Below are 1,242 nucleotides of genomic sequence, written 5' to 3'. Positions count from 1 at the left end.
AATGCCGCCTCTTGGTGTTCTTAAGCGTGTTCAGATAGTTGTATTGATCGTTCTTGGTATCGCGGCGACGGTGTTCGCGGGTGTTCGGTATGTGCATGTGGATCGGATGGTGGGGGCCAATTCGTATGACGTGACCGTGCATTTGCCCGATTCGGGTGGGATTTTCACCAACGCGGAGGTGACCTATCAGGGGGTGCCGGCGGGGCGCGTCAAGGATGTGCGGTTGGTTCCTGACGGTGTTGATGTGGTGTTGACCCTTGATGGTGATGAGGGTCGGATCCCGGCGAATGCTGTTGCGGTGGTGGCTAATAGGTCGGCGATCGGTGAGCAGTATCTGGATTTGCAGCCGACGTCGGGGTCGGGGCCGTATCTCGTTGATGGATCGCGGATCACGAAGGGGTCGGTGCCGCCGCCGCTCGATGATGTGGTGAACAGTGCGATCGAGTTTGCCGAGTCGGTACCGGTTGATGATTTGCATACTGTCATCGTCGAATTGGGTAAGGCGTTCAATGGTCAGGGTGAGAATCTGACTCGGTTGGTGACGTCGTTGGGGAATTTGTCTAAGGCCGGCGTGGAGAGCTTGCCCGATACTGTTGCGCTGCTGGGCAATTCGAATGTCGCCCTTGCGACGCAGGCTGAGCAGTCCGATGCGATCGTCAGTTGGGCCCGCAACCTGGATTTGATTACCGCGACGTTGGCGGCGGCTGATCCTGATGTGCGTCGGTTGTTGACGACTGGCACTGCGACGGCGACGCAGTTGTCGGGGTTGTTGCAGAAGCAGGGTGCTGACATCACCAAGGTCGTGCACGATCTGGGGACGACGGCTAAGACGATTGAGCCGGCTGGTTGGGCGACGAATGCGGCGTTGGCGATGTTGTCGTCGTTGTCGGCGAGTAGCCACGGCCCACCTCGGGGCGATGGTCAGATTCACTTCGGCATTGTGTTGGAGACCAATAATCCGGCGGCGTGTACGCAGGGTTATGAGGGCACCAAAGAGATTGTCGCGAGGATGAAGCGCGCCAATCCCAATTTCGACATCAACAACGATGACTTCCCGTTCAACACCAACGCCAATTGCACGGTGCCGCAGGGGAGTGCGACCGGTGTGCGCAGCGCGAACCGTGCCGCGCTGGCCAATCCCGCCTACCCGCAGCCGTGGGATAACAAGCCCAAGAAGGATCCCGACAAACTCAACCTCAACCCGCTGGCGCAGCAGATCGCCGCGCTGCTGGGCGTCCATCC

At 59.3% G+C, this 1,242-nt stretch carries 1 protein-coding gene; it reads left to right on the top strand.

Going from position 1 to position 1,242, the window contains the following annotated elements:
- Window position 1: 1 nt before the first annotated feature.
- Window positions 2-1,242 (top strand): MlaD family protein (locus GOEFS_RS00100; RefSeq protein ID WP_007315814.1); only part of this gene is annotated, 1,241 nt, incomplete at its 3' end.

This window comes from Gordonia effusa NBRC 100432, from assembly GCF_000241305.1.
GTDB classification, from domain to species: Bacteria; Actinomycetota; Actinomycetes; order Mycobacteriales; family Mycobacteriaceae; genus Gordonia; species Gordonia effusa.
The sequence above is the reverse complement of the archived record's forward strand: the minus strand, read 5'-3'. Positions and strand labels throughout refer to the sequence as shown.